Below are 21,801 nucleotides of genomic sequence, written 5' to 3' on the forward strand. Positions count from 1 at the left end.
ATGACAGCACATGACGGCGCGCGCCTAGTCGGGCAGGTCAAGGAAGTCACCAGCCTTGCCAATCCGCTGATCAAGGACATTAAGGCGCTGGCGCTCAAGAAATTCCGCGACCAGCAGAACGCCTTCATGGCCGAGGGCCTGAAGCTGGTCATCGACGCGCTCGACCTCGGCTGGTCGATCAGGACCTTGGTCTTCGCCAAGGCCGGACGCGGCAACGCGGCCATCGAAAAGGTCGCCGCGCGAACCGTCGCCGCCGGCGGCACAGTGCTCGAAGTCTCGGAAAAGGTGCTCGCGGCCATTACCCGCCGCGAAAACCCGCAAATGGTGGTCGGTGTCTTTGCCCAGCAGACCGTGCCGCTGAAGGACATCCGCGCCAGGGACGGCGATGTCTGGGTCGCGCTCGACCGGGTCCGCGACCCCGGCAATCTCGGCACCGTGATCCGCACAGTCGATGCCGTCGGCGCCAGAGGCGTCATCCTGGTCGGCGACACCACCGATCCGTTCTCGCTGGAGACGGTACGCGCCACCATGGGCTCGATCTTCGCCGTGCCGGTCGCCAAAGCGACGGAGCAGGCCTTCCTCGCCTGGCGGCGCGATTTTTCCGGCCTTGTCGTTGGAACGCACCTCAAAGGCGCGGTCGATTATCGCTCCGTCGATTTCTCCAGGGGGCCGGTTCTGCTGCTGATGGGCAACGAGCAGCAGGGACTGCCCGACAACCTTGCCGAAAGCTGCGATCGGCTGCTTCGAATCCCCCAGGCAGGCCGCGCCGACTCGCTCAACCTGGCGGTCGCCACCGGCGTGATGCTGTTCGAGATAAGGCGCGGCGCGTTGAAGCTTGAGCCTGCCACCGACATGCGATGAGGACTGCCCGATGAGGACTGCCAAGTGAAATCCTGGTCCCCTTACGTCGTGCTGGTCGTCATTGCCATTGCGCTCGACCAGTGGATCAAGCAGCTGGTCGAGAACGGGCTCGCCTTTCAGGAGAAGGTCGACCTCCTGCCCTTCCTGGCGCTGTTCCGCACCTACAACACCGGCATCGCTTTCTCGATGTTCCAGTCCTTCGGTGATATCGGCCTGGTGGTCATCGCCGTGCTGGTCGTTGCCTTCGTGCTCTATCTCGCCACGCGCACGCCGGCCGGCCATGTCGTCGCTCGTATTGCTTTTGCGCTCATCATCGGCGGCGCGCTCGGCAACCTCGTCGACCGCGCCGTCTACGGCCATGTCATCGACTACGTCCTGTTCCACACGCCCGTCTGGTCCTTCGCGGTCTTCAATCTGGCCGACGCCTTCATTTCCATCGGCGCGGCACTTGTCGTCTTCGACGAACTGATTGGCTGGCGGCGCGAAGCCAAGTCCCAGGACCTTGGCAATTGACCTCACGCTGTTGAAACCGCAGATTTCTCAACAGCCGGAACCGAGGAGAAAAACGTGACCGACACCTTTAAAGCCATCCTCGTTTCGCGCGATGCGGACAAGAAGCAGTCCGTCGATGTCGTCGACCTCACCGAGGCCGACCTGATGGAAGGCGACGTCACCGTCGCGGTCGAGGCGACGACGGTGAACTACAAGGACGGGCTCGCCATCACCGGCAAGGCGCCGGTCGTGCGCCGCTGGCCGCTGGTTCCAGGCATCGATTTCGCCGGCACCGTGACCTCCTCCTCGCATGCCGACTGGCGCAAAGGCGATAAGGTGATCCTCAACGGCTGGGGCGTAGGCGAGACGCATTACGGCGCCTATGCCGGCCGCGCCCGCGTCAAGGGCGACTGGCTGGTGCCGCTGCCCGAGGGCGTGAGCGCGCATGATGCGATGGCTGTCGGCACGGCGGGCTACACGGCAATGCTCTCGGTCATGGCGCTGGAGCGTCACGGCATCGTGCCGGACCGCGGTCCCGTGGTGGTGACAGGTGCTGCCGGCGGCGTCGGCTCGGTCGCCATCTCGATCCTGTCGAGCCTTGGCTACCATGTCATCGCCTCGACCGGCCGCAGCGCCGAAAGCCCCTATCTGATCGATCTCGGCGCGGCCGAGGTGATCTCGCGCGAGGAGCTCGGCCAGCCGGCGAAGCCGCTCGCCAAGGAGCGCTGGGCTGGCGGCGTCGACTCGGTCGGCAGCCATACCTTGGCCAACGTGCTGTCGATGACCTCCTATGGCGGCGCGATCGCCGCCTGCGGCCTCGCCGGCGGCATGGACCTACCGGGAAGCGTCGCGCCCTTCATCCTGCGCGGCGTCTCGCTGCTCGGCATCGATTCGGTGATGGCGCCGAAGGAAGTCCGCCTGGAGGCGTGGCGGCGCATCGGCACCGATCTCGACTTGAAGAAGCTGTCGACATTGTCGCGCACGATCGGTTTCGACGGCATTGTCGCCGCCGCGCGCGACATCGTCGAAGGTAAGATCAGGGGCCGCGTCGTCGTCGATATGTAACTGGCAACGACCTCGCAAAGCTGCGGTTGCGCCCGCACATGCGGGAGGCCGGAATCGCGCAATCGCTAAAATTCGAACGATCCCTCCCAGTGTTCCATAATTTCTGTCTGGCATGGTTTGCGCATGGTCGCGGACTCCGACATCAGACAGGACAGCAAAGCCGCGGGCGCTGACAGGCTCATCCCCGATGCGCCGAAGCGGCAGGTGCTTGTCGCGCCGCCGCTGGCTCCCGAATTGCCCAAGGCCAGCCACGAAGGCTTGCCGTTCCTGACCCTCGTCGCCATCGCCGTCATGGCGGGGCTCGCGCACCTCACCGGAGCGCCGCTCATCATCACCGCCGGCCTCGCCGCCATAGCCTTTGCGGGCCTGGCCATGCATCTGCGCAGCCGTCGCGACGAGCTCCGCACCGCAGCGCTGCTCGACGAGACCGCCGCCCGCAGCCGCGCCGAGATCGAAACCCTCGCCGACCGCATGTGGGAGATGCAGGAGAGCGAGGAGCGCTTCCGCGGCCTGATCGACGCGCTTGGCGACCTCGTCGTCCATCGCGACCGCGACGGCCATATCGTTTATGCCAACAGCGTCTTTGCCTCGCTTGTCGAACTCGATGCGCGCGATCTTGCCGGCAAGACCTTGTCCGAGCTTGGCATCGACGTCGGCGTCGTTCCCGACGCCGCCTTCTCCGATCATGAATGCCTGAGTTCCACCGATGTCGCGATCCGCACCCCGAACGGGCCGCGCTGGTTCTCCTGGATCGAATTGTCGGTGCGCGACAAGGACACGGGCGCGGTCTCGCATCGGGCGATTGCCCGCGACATCACCGCCCGCAAGCGCGCCGAATCCTCGCTGATCACCGCGCGCGAGCGGGCCGAATATGCCAGCCAGGCCAAGTCGCGCTTCCTCGCCACCGTCAGCCATGAGATCCGCACGCCCATGAACGGCATCATGGGCATGGCGAAGCTGCTTGCCGATACCGACCTTTCGCCCGAACAGCGCACCTATGTCGGCGCCGTTTCCACCTCGGCCAGCGCGCTGCTCGCGCTCATCGAAGACCTGCTCGACTATTCCAAGATCGAGGCCGGCCGCTTCGAGCCCGAGCCGCAGCCGACCTCGCTGCGCGAGATCGCCGACAACATCATCGAACTTCTGGCCGCAAAGGCCTTCGCCAAGAACATCGGCCTTGGCTGCCATGTCGAGCCCGACGTGCCGCAGATGATCACCGCCGACCCCGGCCGCGTGCGTCAGGTGCTGCTCAACCTCATCGGCAATGCGGTGAAGTTCACCGACACAGGTGGCGTGCTGCTCACCGTGGCGCGCGCCCGCACCGAAACCACCGACCGCATCTGCTTCACCGTCGCCGACACCGGCCCGGGCCTGCGCGAAGAGGACATGGAGCGCATTTTCGAGGAGTTCGAGCAGTCCGACGGCACCTCGACCAGGGTGCATGGCGGCGCGGGCCTCGGGCTTGCCATCTCGAAGCGGCTGGCGGCGGCCATGGGCGGCACGATCTCGGTCTCGAGCCGGCTCGGCGAAGGATCCGAATTCGTCCTCGAGCTTCCGGCGGTCGCGGCAACCGAGCCGCCGCCGCATCGCGACAACATCCTTGCCGACCGGCGGGCGGTGATCGTGTCGAAAAACGCCACCGAGGCCGATGCCATCGCCCGCGCGATCAGGGCCCATGGCGGCATTGTCGAGATCGCGGCGACGCCAAGCCAGGCCGCTCCCTTCGCCGCCGGTTGCAACGTGCTCCTGATCGACGCAGCACTCGAAAACAGCGACGGCAGGCTGCTCAAGCGGTTGCGCGACTCGGGCTTTGTCGACTGCGAGGCCATCACCCTGATTGCGCCGACCGACCGCGGCATGCTTGGCGAATTCCGCGCCAGCGGCTACGCCACCTTCCTCGCGAGACCCGTGCGCGGCGAGACCCTGCTGCGGGTGCTGTTGACCAGCCATGGCTCCGCGCTCGCTCAGCCCCGGCCGGCGCCGCGCGAGACTTCCTCGGCGCGCAAGCGCAATCAGGGCCTGTCGGTGCTGATCGCGGAAGACAATGACATCAACGCCATGCTGGCCCGCGCCACGCTGCTCAAGGCCGGGCATCGCGTCAAGATCGTCGGCAACGGCAAGGCCGCGGTCGATGCCGTTACCGATGCCGGCCTCAAGTTCCGCTTCGACGTGGTGCTGATGGACCTGCATATGCCTGTCATGGACGGGCTCGACGCGATCGCCGCCATCCGTCGCCATGAAGAGTCCCTGGCCATGCCGCCGATTCCAATCATGGTGCTTTCGGCCGACAGCCAGGAAAAGACCCGGCATGCGGTTCTCGCCCATGGCGCCAGCGGTTTCGTGACCAAGCCGCTCGACCCGGCCGCGCTCGTCCAGGCGGTCGAGGGCCAGGTTGCAGCCTGAGGAAATTTTTAACCCTTGAACGCCTTGGTTTGCTTGGCTTTCGCGGCCACAAGATAGCCGGTTGAGAGTATTGCCCAGCCGACAAAGTATTGCCCGCCACGTCGTATCACGGTACTGTCACAATCCTGTTGCACCTACACCGTATCCCCGTGCCAAGAGGGATGGCTCGAAGGAGAATCACTCGTGCATACAGTCGTGCCTGAATGTGACACTCGGCCGAATGCTGGCGGCGCCCTGCTCGCTGCCCGTAGCGCCGACGCCGTCGCAAGCGGTGCTCCGCTGGGCCGCATCGGCAATCTCGAAGTGCGGCTCGCCCGCAACGAGGCCGAGATCGCCGCCGCCCAGGAAGTCCGCTATCGGGTATTCTACGACGAGCTTGGCGCGAGGAAGGACCTGTTCCAGGCGCAGGACCGGCGCGACGCCGACCGTTTCGATCCGCTCTGCGATCACCTTCTTGTGTTCGACACCTCCCTTCCCGGTCCCGAGCATCGCCGCATCGTCGGCACCTACCGCTTGCTGCGGCAGGAGATCGCCACCGCCGCCGGCGGCTTCTATTCCGAGGGCGAGTTTGAGCTCACCAAGCTGATCGCGCGGCATCCCGGCCAGCGCTTTCTCGAGCTCGGCCGTTCCTGCGTTCTGCCGGAATACCGCTCCAAGCGCACCATCGAGGCGCTCTGGCAGGGCATCTGGGCCTATATCAATCACTACGGCATCGGCGTGATGACCGGCTGTGCTTCCTTCCATGGCATCGTGCCGGCCGCGCATGCCGAGGCGCTGACCTATCTCGCCCATCATTGCCGCACCAATTCCGCCTGGGATGTTCGTGCGGTTCCGGGACGCTACTGCTCCATGGATCTGATGCCGATCGAGGCGGTGAACACCAAGGCGGCGATCGCGGCCATGCCCCCGCTGGTGAAGGGCTACCTGCGCGTCGGCGCCCGCATCGGCGACGGCTGCGTCATCGACCACGAATTCTCGACCGTCGACGTCTTCGTCGTCATGCCGGTCAAGGAGATCGGCGCCCGCTACGTCAACTATTATGGCGGTGAAGGGCAGCGCTTCGCGGCGTGATTCCGGTGAGTAGTGAGTAGTGAGTAGCGATGGACACCATCACTCGCGCTTTGCCGCTACTGACTACTCACTGACCCCTACTCCCTCAGGGAATATCTTCCGGCCTTCGCCCCGGCCGGCTCTTATAGGCTGGAAACGACCAGCCGAACCTGAGCGCGCCGCCGCGCACTAGGAACGCGGCCGCAAAGCCGAGCACGCTGGACGCCAGCGCCGGCAGACCGGCAAGATCGCCAAGGGTGAAGATGGCGGCGCCGGCAAGGGCGGCCGTGACATAGATTTCGGGCCTGAGCAGCACCGAAGGCTCGCCGGCAAGCAGGTCGCGCAAGATGCCACCGAACGTCGCCGTGAGCACGCCCATGACGACCGACACGACAGGAGAGCCGGTGATCGCCAGCCCCTTCGCCGCGCCCATCACCGAGAACGCTGCAAGGCCGATGGCGTCGAGCCAGAGCAGCAGCTTATAGCGGGATTCGAAGCGATGGGCGCTGAAGAAGACCAGCACCGCGACCACGGCGCAGATCAGCACATAGCCGCTGTTGGCGACCCAAAACACCGGCAGGTTGAGGATGACGTCGCGCAGCGTCCCGCCGCCGATGCCGGTGACGCTGGCCAGGAACAGGAACCCGATGATGTCGAGCTCCTTACGCGATGCGGCAAGCGCGCCCGTCGCCGCGAAGACAGCGACCCCGGCATAGTCGAGCAACGCGATGGGATTCATGGCTGAGCGAGTAGTGAGTAGCAAATAGTGAGTAGGGAAATAGCACGAAGCCGCAGATAAATATCAGCCCCTACTCACTATTCCCTATTCGCTACTCACTCTCACGCATCCTTCTCGGCCTGCTCGTTCACCGGGCCCGGCTCGACCTTCGCCTCGGCGGCCGCCTTCGGACCGCCCCTGGCGACGCCGACCATTGCCGGCCGCAGCACGCGCTCGCCGATCGAATAGCCTGGCTGAACCACCTGGACGACAGTGCCGGCCGGAACCTCCGGATTGGGTACCTCGAACATCGCCTGGTGGAAGTTCGGATCGAACTTCTCGCCTTCCGGCGCGAGTTTCTTCACGCCGTGGCGCTCCAGCGCCGAAAGCATGGCGCGTTCGGTAAGATCGACACCTTCGATCAGCGCCTTGAACCCAGCGTCGCCGCTGGCCTTCGCCTCGGCAGGGATTGCATCGAGCGCGCGGCGGAGATTGTCGGAAACCGACAGCATGTCGCGCGCGAAATTGGCGACGGCGTAGGCGCGGGCGTCCTGAACGTCGCGCGCGGTGCGCCTCCGCAAATTCTCCATTTCGGCCGCCACGCGCAGTGCACGGTCCTTCAGTTCCTCGTTTTCCTTCAGCAGCCGCACGAGCGCTTCGTAGTCGCCGTCGACGCCACCTTCCGCACGCTCGCCGGAAGGCTGGGCGGTGGCTTCCATATCTTCGGGCGTGCGTTCGTCTTTTGCCTGGTCGCTCATCGCGTTTCCCGTCATTCGGATTGGTGTGGATTTGCGCCCGATATCGAGGTTTGGAGGGCAAAAATCAAGGGGTAAGCGCTGGCCGAGGACGTCCGGCCATCGTTCTAAATTAATTCAAATTTTACCGTATCACGTGGCTTTGCTTGCCCTCAGATGCGGTTGCGGGAACCATAGGCGGGCTGGAGGAGTTTCGAAACCGACACAGGATTTTGGGACGATGAACGGCAACAACGGCCACAGGCGCGTCGAATTGGCCAACGACATCAGGCGACAGGCGGGCAGCGAAGCGACCAAGCGCTTTCTGCGCACCTTGCCGGCATTTCGCCTGGAAAAGGACATGCCCCGGCGGCTGAGCGACTTGCTGGACCGCCTCGAGGATGCCGAGGCGGAGAATGCGGACGGCGGGCGGCCCTCGATAGCCGCACGCCGCAATTGACGAGTTTCAGGCCGCCTTGCGGTCGTCACGCATCAGCGCTTCGCCATGGCGGATCTCAGTGCCAAGCACCTTCAGGCATTCCCGCATGAAGGCTGCCAGGCCCGGCCACCCCTTCGCTGAAACCAGATTGCCGTCGACATGCGCGCCGGTCGGGGCGACATCGATATAGGTGCCGCCCGGCAAGCGTCACTTCCGGCTCGCAATAGTGCAGCGCCGCGACTTCCTTGCCGCGCACCACGCCATCGACCGCGATCAGGATCTGCACGCCGTGACAAATTGTGAAAATCGGCTTGCCGGTCTCATGGAAATGCCTGACCAGCGCCTGCACGCGCTTGTCGATGCGGATATACTCCGGTCCGCGCCCGCCCGCCGCATAGACCGCGTCGTAGTCGGCAGGGTTCACTTCGGCGAAGGTCTTGTTCAGGATGTAATCGTGGCCGAGTTTTTCGGTATAGGTCTGATGTCCCTCGAAGTCGTGCAATGAGGTCTTGAGCACATCGCCGGCTTTCTTGTCCGGGCACACGACATGGACGATGTGGCCGACCGCGTGCATGGCCTGTTCGAAGACGAAAATCTCGTACTCCTCGCTGAACTCGCCAACGAGCATCAATATCTTCTTGCCGGCCATGCTGTTCCTCCCTTAGCTGCCGATTATTCGTGATCCGAAATAATGTGCCCCATCCTAAGGGCAGGTCGGCAGAAGGGGAAGCCTGAATCGCCTAAGTGGTCTGACCAGAACGAGGCAGCATGAGTTCCAGGCCTATTCTGGGCCGAGTTGACCGGCAAAATACGCGATGCTGGTCGGACCAATGCGATACTCTTGCGGGGTCACCCGGGGCGCCTGCGCCGCCAGGAATATTTCGGCCCCTTGGGCTCCGCCTCCACTGCCGGCTGATAGTACACCGGCAGCCCGCCGGTCCGCCCTTCCTCCAGGCGCTTCAACAGCACCGGATTGGAGACCTCGAATTCGTCGAAGCCAAGCCGCAGCATGTGCGGAAGCTGGTCGACCAGAACCTGGCCGGTGGCGCGCACCGCGCCCTTGAAATGATGCCGGGTCCGCAGCAATTCGCCCTTGGAGAAGGAACGGCCGTCATTGAAGGCGGGGAAGGCGAGCGCCACCAGTGAGAGTTGATCCAGCAGGCCGGTTATCTTGTCGAGTTCGTCGCCGGGCTGCAGCAACACCCCGAGGCGCTCCTTGGCTGATTTGCGAACTTCTTCATCCAGCCCGAGAAAAGCCTGCAGCGGCAGGATGAAACGGCCATTGCCGGCAAGCGCCTCGGCGCTTTCGGCATGCGTCCACTCGTCCTCGCGAAAACCGTCCGGGGTCCAGAGGCGGGTCCCCGCCGTCGTCGATCCAGTCATCAAAATTCCTAAAGTCCCAAAGATTTCGAGGCGAACCGGCAGGCCGACAGCAACCGGAAGCCGCTTGCGGACCGGCATCATGTGAATAGCGATATACCCTAAAGCGAGGCGTCGGTCAGCGACTTCTCCAAACCGGAGAGGTGAATGCCGCACTCGGTCTTGGCGTGCCCGGCCCAGCGGCCGCTGCGCGCATCCTCGCCGGGCTGCACCGGCTGCGTGCAAGGAAAACAGCCGATCGAGAGATAGCCATAGGCGACCAGCGGATTTTCGCGCAGCGCATGCGCGCGCATATAGTCGGCCTGGTCCGACGTCGTCCAATGCGCCAGGGGATTGATGCGGATGCGCGAGCCGACCGCCTCGAAGACGGGCAGAGCCGCGCGCGTCGAAGCCTGGAAGCGCTTGCGCCCGGTGAACCAGGCGCGGAACGGCTCGACGCCGCGCGCCAGCGGCTCGACCTTGCGCAGGTTGCAGCAGGCGTCGGTGTCGGTCTCGTGCAGCCGGCCGGTCGGGTCGACGCGTTCGAGCGCAGCCTCCTCAGGCTTGATCACCCTTATGTCGGTCAGGCCGAAATCGGCCACCAGCGCATCACGATAGCCAAGCGTCTCCTCGAAATGCTTGCCGGTGTCGAGGAAGACGACCGGCAGCGAACGGTCGATCTCCGAAATCATATGCAGGAGCACCGCCGAATCCGCGCCGAAGGACGACACGGCGGCGACCTCGCCGCGAAACAGATCACGCGCCGCGCGTTCGATGATCTCGATCGGCTTCAGATGGCCGTGCAGCGCGTCCAGCCCCGCCGCTTCCGCGGCTACGCCCGTCTCCACGCTGCCGGTGCGGTCAAGCGGCCTTGGTTTCGCCAGCATAGAGCGCCTCCTTGAACGGCGCGGGACCGACACGGCGGTAGGCGTCGATAAAACGTTCGTCGGGATTGAGCCGAAGGCCGAGATAGGTATCGACGATCTGCTCGACGGCATCGGTGATCTCTTCCGAGGAGAAGCCGCGGCCGATGATCTCGCCGACGGACGTATTTTCGTCGGCCGAACCGCCAAGCGTCACCTGGTAGAGCTCGGTGCCTTTCTTCTCCACGCCGAGAATGCCGATATGACCGACATGGTGATGGCCGCAGGCATTGATGCAGCCGGAGATCTTCAGCTTCAGCTCGCCGATCTCGCGCTGGCGCTCCAGCGAGGCGAAGCGGCGCGAGATTTCCTGCGCCACCGGAATGGAGCGCGCCGTCGCCAGCGCGCAATAATCCAGGCCCGGGCAGGAGATGATGTCGCTGATCAGATTGGAATTGGCAGTCGCCAGGCCGATCTCGACCAGCGCGTCATAGACCGCCTTGAGATCGGCGCGCGCCACATGCGGCAGGATCAGGTTCTGCTCGTGGCTGACGCGCAATTCGTCGAAGGCGTATTTCTCGGCGATGTCGGCCACCGCTTCCATCTGGCTGTCGGTGGCGTCGCCGGGCACCTCGCCGATGCCCTTGAGCGAGATGGTCACCGCCGCATAGTCGGGATGGCGATGCGTCACGACATTCTGGTCGAGCCATTCCGAAAAGCTCTTGGAATCGAGCCTGGCCTGCTTCACCGCATCATCGCCTTCCGGTCGGGAAACCAGCGCCGGCGGAGCGAAATAGGCGTTGATGGCCTGGATGTCGGCCTCAGGCAGCTTGAGCTCGGCATCCTTCAGCGCCTGCCACTCAGTTTCGACCTGGCGGGTGATCTCCTCCACGCCGGTCTCGTGCACCAGGATCTTGATGCGCGCCTTGAACTTGTTGTCGCGGCGGCCATAGAGGTTGTAAACGCGCAGGATAGCCGTGCAGTAGGACAGCAACTCGGCCTCCGGCAGGAAGTCGCGGATCTTTCTCGCCACCATCGGGGTGCGGCCCTGGCCGCCGCCGACATAGACGGCGAACCCAAGCTCGCCGGCGGCGTTCTTCTTCAGATGCAGGCCGATGTCGTGCGTCTGGATGGCGGCGCGGTCGCGCTCGGCGCCGGTCACGGCGATCTTGAATTTGCGCGGCAGATACGAGAACTCCGGATGCACGGACGACCATTGGCGCAGGATTTCGGCATAGGGCCGCGGATCGGCGACCTCGTCGGCTGCGGCGCCCGCGAAATGGTCGGCAGTGACGTTGCGGATACAGTTGCCGCTGGTCTGGATCGCATGCATCTCGACGCTCGCCAGATCGGCCAGGATCGACGGAATATCCGATAGCGCCGGCCAGTTGAACTGGATGTTCTGGCGCGTGGTGAAGTGGCCGTAGCCCTTGTCGTACTTGCGGGCGATATGGGCCAGCATGCGCAATTGCCGGCTGTTCAACGTGCCGTAAGGCACCGCGATGCGCAGCATATAGGCATGCAGCTGCAGATAGACGCCATTCATCAGCCGGAGCGGCCGGAACTGGTCCTCGGTGATTTCGCCGGCAAGCCGGCGCTGCACCTGGTCGCTGAACTCGGCGACACGGGCGTGTACGAAATCCTGGTCGAACTCGTCGTAACGGTACATGCTTCGTCTTTCCGGGCGCGTCCGCCCGTTTCTTTCCTTGGGTTTAAGCCGCCCGTGCCGGTTGCGGGCTCGCCTGCTTGCCGAGATCGGTGCGGATGGTCGGCCCCGCGGCGCGTATCTTTTCGCGCAGCCGCACCGGTTCGACCAATCCGTCGACGATCGCAACGTCGATGATGTTGACGTCGACCACCTCATTGTTGGCGGTGGCCGCGGCGCCGATCGCCTCCAGCCGGTCCTCCGCCGCCTTGTCATACGCGATATCGGCATTGCCAACCGTCTCCGCCCAGCCGCCGGCGGCGTACCAAACGGCGATGCCGTCGGAGAGCCTGTTCGCGGTGAGAACCTTCATTGCTCAACTCCTTCGGCCACGGCTGAAGCCGCACCCTCATGCCTATGTGCCGCGAGCGGCTCGGATTGTTCGAAATTGGCGCCGGCGACGGCGTCGCCGATGATCGTCATCACCGGTCCGGTGAGATCGGCGCGCGCCTCCAGCGACGGCAGGTCGGCAAGCGTGCCGTGGAAACGGCGGCGGCCGGCGAGGCTGGCGTTCTCGACGACGGCGACCGCAGTGTCCGGCGACAGCCCCGCCTCAATCAGCCGGCCCGCGACTTCCGCCGCGACTGAACGGCCCATATAGACGGCGACCGTCGCGCCGGAGATGGCAAGCTTTGCCCAGTCGGGCAGCGAGTTGCCCTTGAGGTCGTGGCCTGTGGTGAACACCATTGAGGACGAAACGCCGCGCAGCGTCAGCGGCAGTTCGAAATCGGCGGCGGCGGCGAAGGCGGCGGTGACGCCCGGAACCACCTCATAGGCGATCCCGGCCTCGCGCAGCGCCGCCATTTCCTCGCCGGCGCGTCCGAACACCAGCGGGTCGCCGGACTTCAGCCGCACCACGCGCTTGCCTGCGCGGCCAAGTTCGATGAGCAGCGCGTTGATCTCTTCCTGGCTCTTGGAATGACAGCCCTTGCGTTTTCCTACCGGCAGGCGCTCCGCATCGCGGCGGCCCATGGCGACGATCGCCTCCGGCACCAGCGCGTCGTAGACGATGGCATCGGCCTCCATCAGCAGGCGATGCGCGCGCAAAGTCAAAAGGTCGTCCGCGCCCGGACCGGCACCGACCAGCGCGATATGTCCCTCGACCGGAGCATCCTGGGCCAAGAGGTCGAGCGCCGCGCCATGCGCCTCGGCGAGGTCGCCTGCTTCGATGGCCTTTGCCGGCGCGCCGGCGAAGAAATCGCTCCAGAAGCGGCGGCGGCGATTGCCCTTCGGCAGCCTCTCGGCGGCGGCCCGGAACGACGCGGCCAGTGCCGCCAGCCGGCCGAGCGATGGCGACAGCATGCGGTCGATGCGTCCGCGCAGCATTTGCGCCAGAACCGGTCCGGCGCCCTCGGTACCGATGGCAATCGCCACCGGCGCGCGGTTGACCAAGGCTGGGGTAAAGAAATCGCAGAGCTCAGGCCGGTCGACGGCGTTGACCGGGATGCCCCGCCGGCGCGCGTCCTCGGCTACGCGGCGATCGAGTGCCTCGTCGCCGCTCGCAGCGAACACCAGGGCGGCACCTTGGAGATGCACGGTCTCATAGGCTGCGTTGATGTGAACGGCGCCGGTCGATGCGATGAAATCCAGGAGCCCGCCGCTGGCATTGTCGGCGACGATGCGCAGCACCGCGCTCGACTGCGCGAGCAGCCTGGCCTTGGCAAGCGCTTCCTCGCCATTGCCGACGATGGCTACGGCTTCGCCGGCGACCCGCATGAAGACGGGAAAGGCATTGAGCTTGGCATTGGCTTGCGACATGGCGACGAGCAATATTGGAACAGTTTGGCAGTTTTACGCGGGCTGGCCAAAAACCAGAAGGCAAGCACTCGCGCACTGCCGAACGGCAGGCAATCGCTTTTTCGCAGCCGCGAAGAGCAAGAGAAAAAAATTCTACTTTGAGGATGAGACGGCCAGAGCGGCATGGGAAACCGCTTTGATCCGTCGCAATTTTTAGCGCCTTGCCCGGAAAGCGGCAAAACAGTTTTTTCTAAATTCTACTAACTTAGTAGATTAAGCCGACCTTGCCCCGGCTTCGGCTGAGGGTGTCACCCCAGATCGGAACCATCATGCTGCGCGGCTCGTTTGCCTAGCGATCATCCTGTCGATCCTGGCTCCATCGATCGACAACACTGCAAGCAAGGAGGAACGCCATGAACGTCAAGCTGAAACACGGAGTATGGGTCGTCGTGGCCGATGGCGAAAAGGCGCTCTTCCTGCGCAACCAGGGCGACAACAAGTTCCCGAACCTGGAGGTGGTGCATGAGATGGAGCAGGAGAACCCCCCGACGCGCGAACAAGGCAGCGACAAGCCGGGCCGCCAGAGCAACGAGGGTCCCCGCAGCGCCGTCGAAGAAACCGATTGGCACCGTCTCGGCAAGGAGCGCTTCGCCGTTGAGATCGCCGACCGGCTCTACAAGCTTGCGCATCGCGGCGCGTTCGACGCGGTCGTGCTGATTGCGCCGCCGCAGGTGCTTGGTGAGATGCGCCAGAAACTGCACAAGGAGGTGGGCGAGAAGGTGCAAGCGGAAATCCCCAAGACGCTCACCAACCACACGATTTCCGACATCGAGAACCTGTTGCAGGCGGCATAAGGCGACGAAAAGAGAGCGGCTGCGAGGCTGGATCGCGTCCCGAAGCCGTCTCTTTGTCGGCGCGGCGCCGATTTTCCGGTGCGCGCCGCCTTCAGCGTCGAATTCTGCGCGGCGGCGGTTGCATCATCGCCGCTCCGTCCACCATATTGCCGAAGGCGACGGCCTCGGCGGGCGCCCATCCGACATCGTGAATTTTCGAAAGGCGCTCCATAGACAATGCCGCATGACACGCCCCTTATCGCCACCATCGTCGCCGGTCTGGGGCTTGCATTCGTCTTCGGGGCGTTAGCCAACCGTTTCCGCATCCCGCCGCTCGTCGGCTATCTTGTCGCCGGCGTCCTTGTCGGTCCGAACACGCCCGGCTTCGTCGCCGACGCCAGCCTCGCCAACGAGCTCGCGGAAATCGGCGTCATCCTTTTGATGTTCGGCGTCGGCCTGCATTTTTCGCTGAAGGACCTTCTGTCCGTCCGCGCCATCGCGGTGCCGGGCGCCATCGTGCAGATCGGCTTTGCAACCTTGCTCGGCGTGGGACTTGCCTGGCTGCTCGGCTGGTCGCTGGGCGCCGGCCTGGTCTTTGGCCTCGCGCTTTCGGTCGCCTCGACCGTGGTGCTTTTGCGCGCCATGCAGGAGCGGCGGCTGATCGAGACCGAACGCGGCCGCATCGCCGTCGGCTGGCTGATCGTCGAGGACCTCGCCATGGTGCTGGCGCTGGTGCTGTTGCCGGCACTCGCGGGCGTGCTCGGCGGCCAGCCCCAGATCGAAGACCATGCGAGCGTGCTCTCGCTGCCCGCCAGCTACGGCATTTGGGGCGTGGTCGGCGTCACGCTCGCCAAGGTCGCCGCCTTCGTCGTCGTCATGCTGGTGGTCGGCCGCAGGGTTATTCCGTGGATCCTGCATTACGTCGCTCACACCGGCTCCCGGGAATTGTTCCGGCTCGCGGTGCTGGCCATTGCGCTCGGCGTCGCCTTCGGCGCGGCGAAGCTGTTCGGCGTCTCGCTGGCGCTCGGCGCCTTCTTCGCCGGCATGATCATGAGCGAATCCGAGCTCAGCCACCGCGCGGCGGAAGAATCGCTGCCGCTGCGCGACGCCTTCTCGGTGCTGTTCTTCGTCTCGGTCGGCATGCTGTTCGACTCGTTCAGCCTGATCAGCAACGGGCTGCCGATCCTCGCCACTTTGGCCATCATCGTCATCGGCAAGTCGATCGCCGCTTTCGTCATCGTCATTGTCTTCCGCTATCCGATCGCGACCGCGCTGATGATTTCGGCGAGCCTTGCCCAGATCGGCGAATTTTCCTTCATCCTGGCCGAGCTTGGCGTCGGCCTGAAGCTGTTGCCCGAGCAGGGCCGCGACCTGATCCTGGCTGGCGCGATCCTCTCGATCCTGCTCAATCCGCTGATGTTCCTCGTTGTCGACTGGATGAAGCCGTGGCTGGAAAAGCGCGCCGGCAAGGCCACGCCGGTCGACGAGCAAAGGCCGATCGGCCCGGCGACCGAGCCCGGCCAGGTCGCTTCTGTGTTGGCGGCTCCAGAAAAGGAAGACGGTCCGCCGCCGAAAACGGCGCTTGCCGGCCATTCCATCCTCATCGGCTATGGCCGCGTCGGCAGCCTGGTGGGCGCGGCGTTGAAAGAAGCCGCCCTGCCCTTCCTGGTCATCGAGGATGCCGACAAGACGCTGGCCAAGCTGCGCGACGACGGCGTCGAGACCGTCGCCGGCAATGCCGCCAATGCGGACGTCTTCGCAGCCGCAAATCCGGAGGGCGCCAAGCGGCTGATCCTCGCTATCCCCAACGCTTTCGAGGCGGGGCAGGTTGTGCTCAGGGCTCGCGCGGCCAATCCGGCGATCGATGTCATCGCCCGCGCCCATTCCGACGCCGAGGTCGAGCACCTCAAAGGGCTCGGCGCCGACATCGTGATCATGGGCGAGCGCGAGATTGCCCGCGCCATCGTCGAGGTGGTGACCGGCACGGCCACGCATCCGGCCGGGCGTGCCTTGGAGATCAACCCGCAGCCCGCTTGATGGATGTCAGGCCAGGAATGCGGAACCGCCATTCTGCACGATATCGCTGAGATATTTCGCCGGCGGCTTGCCCAGCGCCTTCTTGAACATGGTGATGAAGGCAGTCACGGATTCATAGCCGAGATCGCCCGACACCTGCTGCACGCTGGCGCCGGCGGACAACTCCCTGAGTGCTACGATCAAATGCAGTTGCTGGCGCCAGCGCCCGAAACTTAAGCCTTTCTCCTTCACGACGAGGCGCGCCAGGCTGCTCTCGCTGAGCGCCAGGCGGTCGGCCCACTCCGCCAGCGTGCTGCGATCGGCGGGTCGTCGGCCAGCGCTTCGGCGATCCGCCGCAACCGCGGCTCGGCCGAGATCGGCAAATGCAATTGCTGAACCGGCATACGCGGCAGTTCCGCGAGCAGCACGCTTCCCAGGAAGTTGCCGCGCGCATCGTCCGGCGCGCAGTCCGACAGTTCGATGATCAGCTCGCGCAGCAGCGGCGAGATCGAAAGCGTGCAGCACCGATCCGGCAGGTCGGCGGCGCCCGGCTCGATATAGACGAAGAAAATCCGCGCATTGGCCGTTGCGATGTTGCTGTGTTCCATGCGGCTCGGCACCCACACGCCGCAATGCGGCGGCACCATCCAAAGCCCGCTCGGAACGCGGCAGGTGACGCCGCCGCCGAAGGCGAAGACGAGCTGCCCCTTGCGATGCCAATGCTCGCGCACCTCGGCTCTGGTCTCGGTGACATCGACGCCAATAGCGATCGCCGGCGCAGCCACGTCATCGACGTCGAAATCCAGCCAGGGCCAACGGAGTGGCTGTCTCATATCTGATGTCTTTTAGCGATTATCTGGCTTTATCTCTAAATTCTTCGAGATCGAAAGTCGATAGGCTCCAGCCGTTCTGTCAATCGATCGCGCCTCCCAAAGCCGATTTCAAGAGGAGGGGCCTGTGCTCGCTCTCGCCATTTCTTCCGACAGCCCCAACCGGCTGAAGCTCACCAGAGCCGAGGAGCCAAGCTGCAATGGAAGTGAAGCATTGGTGGCTGTTCATGCAACATCGTTGAATCGTGGTGAACTGCGCCTGCTCGGCATACGTCCCGACGGCTGGATACCCGGCCAGGACATCGTCGGCATTGTCGAGCGCGCGGCCGCCGATGGTTCAGGCCCGGCCTCGGGCACGCGCGTTGCTGCCTTGGTCGACTAGGCCGGCTGGGCCGAGCGCGTGGCCGTTCCGACCGATCGTCTCGCCATCATGCCGGACGCGGTCAGCTTCGCGTCCGCGGCCACGCTCCCGGTGGCGGGCACGACGGCGCTGAGAACCTTGCGCCATGGCGGCGATCTCGCCGGACAGCGGGTCCTGATCACCGGCGCGAGCGGCGCGGTCGGCCGCTTCCAGATCCAGATCGCCCGCGAACAAGGCGCTTCGGTGACAGCGGTCGCTTCGGCCCGGCACCACGATGATCTTCGCGATCTGGGCGCCGGGCAGCTCGTCGAGTCGATCGAACTGGCCGAGGGATCGTTTTCATTGATCACCGAGTCGGTGGGCGGCAAAAGCCTTGCCGACGCGATCGAACATGTCGCGCCCGGCGGGACTATCGTCATGCTCGGCTCGAGCAGCGGCGAGCTCACGCCGATTGGCTTCCGCCAGTTCGTTCCGGGCCACGAAGGCGCGAGGCTTCAGACCTTCGCCTATTACACGTCCGGTTCAGCCATCGGCGCCGACATCGCCGCGCTGCTCGATCTCGTCGCAGCCGGCAGGCTCGAAACGCGCGTGGCCATGACCGTGCCTTGGACGGACATCGGCCGGGCCCTGGACGCGCTGCGGCAACGCAGCTTCAGCGGCAAGGCCATTGTGACCATGGCCGGATGAGCGGGGTCCTTGGCGCCAGCCGCTCAGACGTGCTGGCCGCCATTGATGTGGATTTCCGAGCCGGTCACGTAGGACGCCTGGCCCGAACACAGGAAGAAGATGATGTCGGCGACTTCCGAGGTGGCGCCGAGGCGCCTGAGGGGGATTGTCTCGACGATCTTGTCGGTGCCGGGCGACAGGATCGCCGTGTCGATCTCGCCCGGCGCGATGGCGTTGACGCGGATGCCGTGCGGGCCGAAGTCATGCGCCATCTCGCGCGTCAGCGAGCCCAGCGCCGCCTTGGATGTGGCATAGGCCGTGCCGGCGAACGGATGCACCCTGGTGCCGGCGATCGAGGTGACGTTGACGATCGAGCCCTTGGCAGCGGCGAGCTCCTTGAACAGACCTCTCGCCAGCATGATCGGCGCGAAGAAATTGACCTGGAACACGTCGCGCCAGACATGCATCGGCGTGTCGATCGAGTTCATCCGGCTGCCGTCCTTCAGCTTCGGCGAGATGCCGGCATTGTTGACCAGCGCGTGCAGCTGTCCGCCATGCGCCTCCAGCCGGTGACGGATTTCCGAAACGGCGATACCGACATCCTCCTGGTCGGCGAGATCGACCTTGATGTGATCCTCGGGGCCGGCCGGCCACGGGCAATCCTCGGAAAAGGCCTGGCGCGAGCACGTGATGACGCGCCAGCCTTCGCGCGAAAACCGCTTCACCGTCGCATGGCCGATGCCCCGGCTGGCGCCGGTGAGCACAATGGTTTTTCTGCTGTCGGTCTCGGCCATGTCGCGGTCTCCGGCGCGTGATCTAGCCGAATATGGTTACAATGACGAGAGGCCGCTAGGAGATCGCAAGATCGGCCGGCAATCGCCATTCAATAGCAAGTCGGGCACGCCGCACGCAGGCCGAGATTGAGAAGAAAAACCAGACCCGACAACGTCCAGAGCACCGCTAGAAAAGTTCCCCGCGACCGTCTGGCTAGGCGCGCAATGCCCCAGGCCAATCCATAAGGCAACAAAACCCCAGGATGACGGAGCCGTATATCGCCCCGACTCTTTCCTGATCGAGGTATCGAGGATCGGGGTAATAGAGATATGGCAGGTGTCGAATGGCCACGACACTGACCGTCATCCCGGCCAGCAAGAGCCACTGCCACGTGCTTAGACGCTTGTATCCTTTCCCATCAGTCGACTCGGCCGGTTCGCCTGCCATTGTCTAACCCCCGCTCAATATATCGAGGATTGAAGTCTGGCGCTTTTTCGTCGGGCCGCCGACATTGCCGGGCGGCACCGGATGCTTGATCGAGGCGGTTTCGCCGCTGTCGCTCGGTATGCCGAAGCCGGCGGCATCGACGGTCTCGGCAGGTCGCGCGGTCCGCACCTGACGCGCGGGCGCCTGGGCGACAGGCTGCGATGGAGTAGCAGGCTGTGACTGGCCGACAGCCGCGGGCGGCACAGGCGGCGTCTGCGAGGCGTCCGCCGACGGGATCTCGTCCGGCACGATCGTATCGGACGGCGTCGACTTCCAGGTGCCGGGCAGCGGCCGCACCGGCACGCCTTCATGCGCGGCCACCATGAATTCATGCCAGGCCTGCGCCGGCAAGGCGCCGCCGGTGACCTTCTTCATCGGGCTGCCGTCGTCATTGCCGAACCACACGCCGGTGGTGAGATTGGCGGTGTAGCCGACGAACCAGGCATCGCGCGAGTTCTGGCTGGTGCCGGTCTTGCCGGCCGAAGGCCAGTTGAACGCCGCCTTCTTGGCGGTGCCGACCTCGACGGTCCCGGTCATCATCGAGTTCATCATGCCGACGATATCGGCCTTGATGACGCGCGGCGCGCTGCCGGTGCTGCCCTCGTAGAGCACCTTGCCGTTGGCTGTCGTGATGCGCTGGATGAAATGGATATCCGGCTTGTAGCCGCCATTGGCGAACGGCACATAGGCCGAGGTCAATTCCAGCGGCGTCACCTCCGACGTGCCGAGCGCGATCGAGGTGTTGGCCTGCAGGTCGGACTGGATGCCCATGCGATGCGCGGCTTCGACCACAGCGTCGGGTCCGACCTCCATGGTGAGCTGTGCCGCGACCGAATTGAGCGACTTGGCAAGAGCCGTGGCCAGCGTGACCTTGCCGTAATATTTGCCGCCGTAATTGTCGGGCGTCCATTTGCCGATTTTGATCGGCGCGTCGTTGCGGATGCTGTCCGGCGTGCGGCCTGCCTCCAGAGCCGCCATGTAGACGAAGGGCTTGAAGGCCGAGCCTGGCTGGCGGCGCGCTTCAGAGGCGCGGTCGAATTGGCTGGTCGAATAATCATAGCCGCCGACCATGGCGCGCACCGCGCCGGAATCGTCGATCGACACCAGCGCGCCTTGGCTGACGTTTAGCTTCTTGCCGCTTTCGTCGATCAGCCGGCGGATCGACTGTTCGGCAATCTTCTGCAGGTTGAGGTCGACGGTGGTGTTGATGACGATGTCGCCGCGCACGTCGCCGATGAGGTCGGGAAGTTCGTCCATCACCGTGTCGGCGACATAGTTTTCAGAGCCGGTCCAGTAGGACGGCGCGCGCGTTGCCGGCGCGCTCAGCGCGGTCTTGTATTCCTTGTCGCTGATCTTGCCTGTCTCGCGCATGGCGGCGAGCACGAGCTGCGCCCGCTCCTCGGCCGCTTTGGGATCGCGCGCCGGCGACAGCTTGGACGGCGCCTTGAGCAAACCCGCAAGGAGCGCAGCTTCCGAAAGCGTCACGTCGCGCGCGCTCTTGCCGAAATAGCGCCGCGAGGCCGCCTCGACACCATAGGCGCCCGAGCCGAAATAGACCCGGTTGAGGTACATTTCGAGGATCTGGTCCTTCGTGTGCTTGTGTTCGAGCCAGAGCGCCAAGAGCACTTCCTGGACCTTGCGTTCCAGCGTGCGGTCCGGGGTCAGGAAAAGGTTCTTGGCCAGCTGCTGCGTCAGCGTCGAGCCGCCTTGGGAGAAATGGCCGCCGACGAGGTTGGTGACCATGGCGCGCGACAGGCCGATCGGGTCGATGCCGAAATGCGAATAGAAGCGGCGGTCCTCGATGGAGACGACGGCCTCCGGGATATAGGGTGACATTTCGTGCAGGCCGACGGCCTCGCCGCCCGACGTGCCGCGATTGGCGATCAGCGCGCCATCGACCGACACGATCTTGATGTTGGGCGCGCGGTCCGGGACCGACCATGTCGTCGCCGCCGGCATCTTGGCGCCGTAATAGACGACGATGCCCGCTGCCGCGATGCCGCCCCAGATGCACAGCACGAAGCACCAGTAGACCAGACGGGTGGCGATGCCGAGCAAGCCCCGCCGGCTGCGGTCGCGGCCGCGACCGCGTGATTTCACCTTTGCGGATCTGCCCTTCGCAGCGGATTTACGGGTGCGCGGCACGACGCGATCCTCCTCGCTCACCGAAAAGCCCTCGGAAGATTTCGCGCGCGGCGATCCCTCGAAGCTCGGTTCGATGCGACTGTCCCTGCGGTTCGCCATGTGCTCTTGCTTGTCTGTCCCCGATGCCGATGGCGTTCGGGTTGCAGAGTAGATGCGGCGGTTTAAGGGCGGGTTAAAGCAGGGTTTATGCAGCGTTTTGAAAACCCTTAGGATTTTCTGAATCCAACGGCATCGCACCGTCCTTCGCTGTCGAATCCATCGCCT

Annotated in this window: 19 protein-coding genes and 2 pseudogenes; 10 read left to right on the top strand and 11 right to left on the bottom strand. The window is 64.7% G+C overall.

The annotated features are described in order from the left end of the window. The 5 genes from O7A05_RS21385 (at position 1) to olsB (ending at position 5,892) form a co-directional block, all read left to right on the top strand. A complete protein-coding gene (locus tag O7A05_RS21385; RefSeq protein WP_337094943.1) occupies positions 1 to 861 on the top strand; it encodes a TrmH family RNA methyltransferase in 861 nt (286 codons plus the stop codon). A gap of 24 nt (positions 862 to 885) precedes the next feature. After that, positions 886 to 1,374, top strand: coding sequence for a signal peptidase II (gene lspA / locus O7A05_RS21390; protein ID WP_337094944.1), 489 nt, complete (start codon positions 886 to 888; stop codon positions 1,372 to 1,374). Positions 1,375 to 1,428: 54 nt separating this feature from the next. Beyond that, positions 1,429 to 2,418 carry an acrylyl-CoA reductase (NADPH) gene (gene acuI / locus O7A05_RS21395; protein WP_337094945.1) on the top strand — a complete coding sequence of 330 codons (990 nt, stop codon included), beginning with the start codon at positions 1,429 to 1,431 and terminating at the stop codon, positions 2,416 to 2,418. A gap of 123 nt (positions 2,419 to 2,541) precedes the next feature. Next, positions 2,542 to 4,821: a PAS domain-containing sensor histidine kinase gene (locus O7A05_RS21400; RefSeq protein ID WP_337094946.1), complete on the top strand. Its 2,280-nt coding sequence runs from the start codon at positions 2,542 to 2,544 to the stop codon at positions 4,819 to 4,821. Between the two features lie 183 nt (positions 4,822 to 5,004). Continuing rightward, positions 5,005 to 5,892, top strand: coding sequence for a l-ornithine N(alpha)-acyltransferase (gene olsB, locus O7A05_RS21405; protein ID WP_337094947.1), 888 nt, complete (start codon positions 5,005 to 5,007; stop codon positions 5,890 to 5,892). Between the two features lie 85 nt (positions 5,893 to 5,977). On the opposite strand, the gene O7A05_RS21410 is transcribed toward olsB, so the two are convergent. Together O7A05_RS21410 and grpE are read right to left on the bottom strand one after the other, a co-directional pair. After that, positions 5,978 to 6,610: a trimeric intracellular cation channel family protein gene (locus O7A05_RS21410; RefSeq protein ID WP_337094948.1), complete on the bottom strand. Its 633-nt coding sequence runs from the start codon at positions 6,608 to 6,610 to the stop codon at positions 5,978 to 5,980. A 101-nt stretch (positions 6,611 to 6,711) separates the two neighbouring features. Beyond that, positions 6,712 to 7,347, bottom strand: a complete 636-nt coding sequence (gene grpE / locus O7A05_RS21415) for a nucleotide exchange factor GrpE (RefSeq protein ID WP_337094949.1) — start codon at positions 7,345 to 7,347, stop codon at positions 6,712 to 6,714. Between the two features lie 250 nt (positions 7,348 to 7,597). Between grpE and O7A05_RS21420 the strand changes: the two genes are divergently transcribed. Then, positions 7,598 to 7,783: a hypothetical protein gene (locus O7A05_RS21420; RefSeq protein WP_337094950.1), complete on the top strand. Its 186-nt coding sequence runs from the start codon at positions 7,598 to 7,600 to the stop codon at positions 7,781 to 7,783. A gap of 6 nt (positions 7,784 to 7,789) precedes the next feature. Here the strand turns inward: O7A05_RS21420 and O7A05_RS21425 are convergent. From O7A05_RS21425 to cysG, 6 genes and pseudogenes are all read right to left on the bottom strand, one after another. Next, positions 7,790 to 8,411: pseudogene (locus O7A05_RS21425) on the bottom strand (DJ-1/PfpI family protein). Positions 8,412 to 8,611: 200 nt separating this feature from the next. Next, a complete protein-coding gene (locus O7A05_RS21430) occupies positions 8,612 to 9,145 on the bottom strand; it encodes a DUF934 domain-containing protein (RefSeq protein WP_337094951.1) in 534 nt (177 codons plus the stop codon). Positions 9,146 to 9,243: 98 nt separating this feature from the next. Further along, complete coding sequence (locus tag O7A05_RS21435; RefSeq protein ID WP_337094952.1) at positions 9,244 to 10,008, bottom strand: phosphoadenylyl-sulfate reductase; 765 nt, start codon at positions 10,006 to 10,008, stop codon at positions 9,244 to 9,246. Beyond that, a complete protein-coding gene (locus O7A05_RS21440; protein WP_337094953.1) occupies positions 9,983 to 11,653 on the bottom strand; it encodes a nitrite/sulfite reductase in 1,671 nt (556 codons plus the stop codon). Before O7A05_RS21440 ends, O7A05_RS21435 begins: the two co-directional genes overlap by 26 nt. Before the next feature lie 43 nt (positions 11,654 to 11,696). Next, positions 11,697 to 12,002, bottom strand: coding sequence for a DUF2849 domain-containing protein (locus tag O7A05_RS21445; RefSeq protein WP_337094954.1), 306 nt, complete (start codon positions 12,000 to 12,002; stop codon positions 11,697 to 11,699). Then, entirely contained in the window at positions 11,999 to 13,447 is a 1,449-nt protein-coding gene (cysG, locus tag O7A05_RS21450) for a siroheme synthase CysG (RefSeq protein WP_337094955.1), read from the bottom strand. Before cysG ends, O7A05_RS21445 begins: the two co-directional genes overlap by 4 nt. A 392-nt stretch (positions 13,448 to 13,839) precedes the next feature. On the opposite strand from cysG, the gene O7A05_RS21455 reads away from it, so the two are divergent. Beyond that, positions 13,840 to 14,280: a host attachment family protein gene (locus O7A05_RS21455; protein ID WP_337094956.1), complete on the top strand. Its 441-nt coding sequence runs from the start codon at positions 13,840 to 13,842 to the stop codon at positions 14,278 to 14,280. Between the two features lie 216 nt (positions 14,281 to 14,496). Further along, positions 14,497 to 16,296 (top strand): YbaL family putative K(+) efflux transporter, encoded by a 1,800-nt coding sequence (gene ybaL, locus O7A05_RS21460; protein WP_337094957.1) that lies wholly within the window; start codon positions 14,497 to 14,499, stop codon positions 16,294 to 16,296. Between the two features lie 6 nt (positions 16,297 to 16,302). Here the strand turns inward: ybaL and O7A05_RS21465 are convergent. Continuing rightward, positions 16,303 to 17,108 (bottom strand): annotated as a pseudogene (locus O7A05_RS21465) (AraC family transcriptional regulator). Positions 17,109 to 17,232: 124 nt separating this feature from the next. Between O7A05_RS21465 and O7A05_RS21470 the strand changes: the two are divergent. Both O7A05_RS21470 and O7A05_RS21475 read left to right on the top strand, forming a co-directional pair. After that, on the top strand, positions 17,233 to 17,487 hold the full coding sequence (locus tag O7A05_RS21470) for an alcohol dehydrogenase catalytic domain-containing protein (protein ID WP_337094958.1): 255 nt from the start codon (positions 17,233 to 17,235) through the stop codon (positions 17,485 to 17,487). 18 nt (positions 17,488 to 17,505) lie between these two features. After that, the gene (locus O7A05_RS21475) at positions 17,506 to 18,153 is read left to right on the top strand and encodes a zinc-binding dehydrogenase (protein WP_337094959.1); all 648 of its coding nucleotides are present in this window, start codon (positions 17,506 to 17,508) and stop codon (positions 18,151 to 18,153) included. A 23-nt stretch (positions 18,154 to 18,176) separates the two neighbouring features. Here O7A05_RS21475 and O7A05_RS21480 read toward each other — a convergent pair whose 3' ends face one another. Together O7A05_RS21480 and O7A05_RS21485 are read right to left on the bottom strand one after the other, a co-directional pair. Then, positions 18,177 to 18,926, bottom strand: a complete 750-nt coding sequence (locus O7A05_RS21480) for an SDR family NAD(P)-dependent oxidoreductase (protein ID WP_337094960.1) — start codon at positions 18,924 to 18,926, stop codon at positions 18,177 to 18,179. 430 nt (positions 18,927 to 19,356) lie between these two features. Beyond that, positions 19,357 to 21,636, bottom strand: a complete 2,280-nt coding sequence (locus tag O7A05_RS21485; protein WP_337094961.1) for a transglycosylase domain-containing protein — start codon at positions 21,634 to 21,636, stop codon at positions 19,357 to 19,359. Between the last annotated feature and the right edge of the window lie 165 nt (positions 21,637 to 21,801).

Origin of the sequence: Mesorhizobium argentiipisi (SeqCode) (genome assembly GCF_037179585.1) — a bacterium.
In the GTDB taxonomy this organism is placed as follows: domain Bacteria; phylum Pseudomonadota; class Alphaproteobacteria; order Rhizobiales; family Rhizobiaceae; genus Mesorhizobium; species Mesorhizobium argentiipisi.